The sequence below is a fragment of the Spirillospora sp. NPDC049652 genome, from assembly GCF_040675125.1.
In the GTDB taxonomy this organism is placed as follows: domain Bacteria; phylum Actinomycetota; class Actinomycetes; order Streptosporangiales; family Streptosporangiaceae; genus Spirillospora.
This window is the reverse complement of sequence record NZ_JBFAOF010000647.1, coordinates 1-4,258: the sequence shown is the minus strand read 5'-3', so window position 1 is coordinate 4,258 and position 4,258 is coordinate 1. Positions and strand designations below refer to the sequence as shown.

General features: G+C 77.4%; 1 protein-coding gene. It reads left to right on the top strand.

The window, feature by feature from the left end:
• Positions 1-291: 291 nt before the first annotated feature.
• On the top strand, positions 292-4,258 hold a 3,967-nt coding region (locus tag AB0J52_RS29835; protein WP_500185944.1), incomplete at its 3' end, for a type VII secretion EssC family protein.

Here is a 4,258-nt window from a genome sequence, read left to right as displayed (position 1 = left end):
CGCCGGAGGGGCCTCTGACAGACCTTCTCGTTACAGTGAAGCCGCGGTCGACACGGGCCACGCCGGTCGTGCGGCCACCCCGCCGTCCACGTGCGCCGCGGTATCGCGGCGCGCGTCCCGCGCACCGCCGTCCGGCCCACGGGTCCACGCGGCCGCGTGCGCGGGCGGGCGTGTGCGGCGGGCGTGTGTGCGGCGGGCGCGGCGCGTGCGCGCTGTGCTTTGCGCGCGCGGGCGTGGACGGCGTGGAGTGTGGCGGACGGCGTTGTGATGGCGCAGGACAGAGGGGCTGGGATGCGGATCTCGTTCACGGCGCTGACGCGGGAGGGGCCACGGGACGTCGTGGCGGACGTGGACGACCGCGCGACCGTCGACGGGGTCGCGCGGGCGCTCGCGGCGGGCGGCGAGGGCCTGTGGGCCGACGGCCGGATGCTCGACCCGCGCGCCCCGGCGGCGCGCGAGCTGCGCGACGGCGCGGTGGTCGGCGTCGAGCGGCGCACGGCCGCCGCGACGGACCTCGCTGAGCCGTCCGGGCTGGTCGAGCTGCGGGTGGTCGGCGGTCCGGCGGCGGGTCCGGTGCACCGGGCCGGGTTCGGGACGGTCACGGTCGGGTCCGGCGAGCGCGCCGACCTCACCCTGGACGATCCGTCCGTCCCGGAAGTGTCACTCCGGGTCACGATCGGACGGGACGGCGCGGAGGTCGAGCCGTCCGCGCGGACGCTCGGGCACGCCGTCCTGGACGGGGCCGTGCTCGACGGCAAGCGGCCGTGGCCGACCGGGAGCGTGCTGGCGGTCGGTTCGAGCGTCCTGATGCTGACCCGCAGCGCGCAGCCCGACACGCACCTGGAGCCGCTGCCCGAGGGCGGGCTGGCGTTCAACCGTCCGCCGCGGCTGAAGCCCGCCGTGCGGAAGCGGGGCATCGACGTCCCGAAGCGGCCCGAGCGCGACCCGAAGGAGCGGCTGCGACTGTTCGGAGCGCTGCTGTTCTCGGCGTTCGGCCTGGTCATGGCGTTCGGGATGGGCCAGTGGTGGTGGGCGCTGTTCGCGCTCGCCTGGCCGGTGATGACGGTCGGCGAGTGGATCGGCGACCGGATGTACGGCCGCAAGTCGTACAAGAAGGCTCTGCGCGACTACGAGCAGCAGACCGCCGCGTTCGGGGCGCGCCTGGCCGAGCTGCGCCGCGAGGACGAGCGGGAGCGGCGCGACGCCGACCCGGACCCGGCCGAGATCCTGCTGACCGCGACCGGCCCGCGCCGCCGCCTCTGGGAGCGGCGCATGACCGATCCGGACGCGCTGCACCTGCGGCTCGGCCTCGCCGACCTGCCCGCGCTCATCGAGATCCGCAGCGAGGGCCCGCATCCGGGCCGTCCGTCGTCGAGTCTGAGCGGCGGCCTCGCGACCAGCGCCAACCCCGGTGCCGGGAGCGGCGGCGGGCGCGCCGTCGCGCGAGGCGCGCGCGGCCGGCGCGGCGCCAGCGGTGGCCGCGCCGCGGGCGGCGGCCGCGCGGGCGGCGGCCCGAGCGTGGACGAGGTGGCGCCCGAGGTGCCGATGTCCCGGCTCGTCCCGGTGTCGCTGCCGCTGCCGGACGTCGGGGTGCTCGGCATCACCGGCCCGCGCGCCGCGTCGCGCGGGCTCGCGCGCTGGCTGGTCGCGCAGGCCGCGGCCCTGCACAGCCCCCGCGACCTGGCGGTCGTCGTCCTCACGGCGGACGCGGAGGCGGGCGAGGAGTGGAACTGGGTGCGGTGGCTCCCGCACACCCGTCCGCGCGAGGGCGAGGAGTGCACGGCCCTCGTCGGGTCGGATCCGGAATCGCTCGCGCACCGTATTACCGAACTGGCCATCCGGGTGAGCGAGCGCCGCCGCGCCGCGCAGGCCGCGCAGAGCTTCTTCGGGCAGGGCAAACCGCCCGAGGCGATCCCCTACAACATCCTGCTGGTGCTGGACGGCGCGCGGGCGCTGCGCCGCCAGCCGGGCATGCCGATGCTGCTCGCGCGCGGCGCCGAGTACGGCATCCACGCGATCTGCGTGGACGACGAGGAGCGGCTGCTCCCCGAGGAGTGCGCCGTCGTCGCGGCGTTCGAGCAGGACGGCCCGGCCGTCCGGCTGCGCGGGCACGGCCTGGACGCGATCGGCCCGGTGCTGGCCGACCGGGTGCCGGTCGCGTGGGCCGACCGGGTCGGCCGCGCGCTGGCGCCCGTCCGGGACGTGTCGCGGCAGGACTCCGAGGACGCCGTCCCCGGCGGCGCCCGCCTGCTCGACCTGCTGGCGATGCCCGAGCCGGACGCCGACGCGGTGCTCCGCTCGTGGCAGCGGACCGGCGGCCGCGCCACCCGCGTCCCGATCGGATACGGCGCGGACGGCCCGTTCTCGGTCGACCTGCGCTACGACGGCCCGCACGGCCTGGTCGCCGGGACGACCGGCGCGGGCAAGTCCGAGCTGCTGCAGTCCCTCATCGCCTCGCTCGCGGTCGCCAACCGCCCGGACGAGATGACGTTCGTGCTGATCGACTACAAGGGCGGCGCGGCGTTCGCCGACTGCGCGCGCCTCCCGCACACCGTCGGCATGGTCACCGACCTCGACGGCCACGCGACCGAGCGCGCGCTGGAGTCGCTGTCGGCGGAGCTGCGGCGGCGCGAGGAGATCCTGCTCGGCGCGGGCGCCAAGGACATCGACGACTACCAGGCCGCCGGCGGGGCCGGGCTGCCCCGGCTCGTCCTGGTGATCGACGAGTTCGCGGCGATGGTCGCGGAGCTGCCCGAGTTCGTCACCGGCCTGGTGGACATCGGACGGCGCGGACGGTCCCTCGGCGTCCACCTGATCCTCGCGACGCAGCGCCCGGCCGGGGTGGTGACGGCCGACATCCGCGCGAACACGAACCTGCGGATCGCGCTGCGCGTCACCGACCCGGACGAGTCCACCGACGTGATCGACACGCCGGAGGCGGCGCAGATCGGCAAGTCGACGCCCGGCCGCTGCTACGTGCGGTCCGGCGTGGACGAGCCGCGCCTGGTGCAGACCGCGCGGGTCGGCGGGCGGCGGCCCGCGCCGGGCGCGCCCGCCGGCCGCGCCGACGTGCACACCGTGGGCTGGCAGGGCCTCGGCCGCCCGCTGCCCGGGCCGCGCGAGGCGCCGGACGACGCGTCCGGCGAGACGGTCACCGACCTGGCCGTCCTGGTCCGCGCGGTCGAGGACGCGGCGCGCCGCGCGGGGATCGGGCGGCAGCCGTCGCCGTGGCTGTCGCCGCTGCCCGAGCGGGTCCGGCTCGCGCCGCGCACGGCCGCCGGTGGCTCGGTCGTGGACGTCCCGGCGGTGCCGTTCGGGGTGACCGACCTGCCGTCCGTCCAGTCGCGCGAGCCGCTGGTCGCCGACCTGGTGAAGGGCGGCCACCTGTACCTCGCGGGGACGGCCCGGTCCGGCCGGTCCACGGCCCTGCGCACGTTCGCCGGGTCGCTCGCCGCCGCCTGCTCGCCGTTCGACGCGCACCTGTACGCGATCGACTGCGGCGCGGGCGCGCTGCTGCCGATGGTGTCGCTGCCGCACTGCGGCGCGGTCGTCACCCGCGACCAGCTCGACCGCTGCGAGCGGCTGCTGACCGCGCTCGGCGCGGAGGTGTCGCGGCGGCAGCAGCTGCTCGCCGAGGCGGGCTTCGCGTCGCTGTCGGAGCAGCGCGCCGCCGTCGCCGCCGCCGACCGGCTGCCCTGGATGGTGCTGCTGCTCGACCGCTGGGAGGGGTTCGTCGGGGCGTTCGACTCCTACGACTACGGCCGCCTGGTGGACATGGCGCTGCGGCTGCTGCGCGAGGGCGCGGCCGTCGGGCTGCGCGCGGTGTTCACCGGCGACCGGACGGGCCTGACCGGCCAGGTCTCCACCGTCTTCGACCGCCGGCTGGTGATGCGGATGGCCGACCCGAACGACTACGGCTACGCCGGGCTGCAGGAGCGCCAGGTGCCCGCGTCGATGCCGCCGGGCCGCGTCCTGGAGGTCGTCGCGCCGGGCGTCCCGCCGCGCGAGTCGCAGATCGGGCTGCTCGCGGACGACCCGTCCGGCACGGCCCAGGTCGCCGCGCTGCAGGAGATCGCGCGCGCCGCCGCGTCCCGCTACGGGCGGCTGCCGCGCGGCCGCCGTCCGATCCACGTGGACGAGCTGCCGGTGCGGACGACCTACCGGGAGGCGATGGAGCTCGACCCGGACCTCATGCCGCCGTCCGCGCTGTGGGCGCTGGTCGGCGTCGGCGGCGACACGCTCGCCCCGGTCGGCGCGG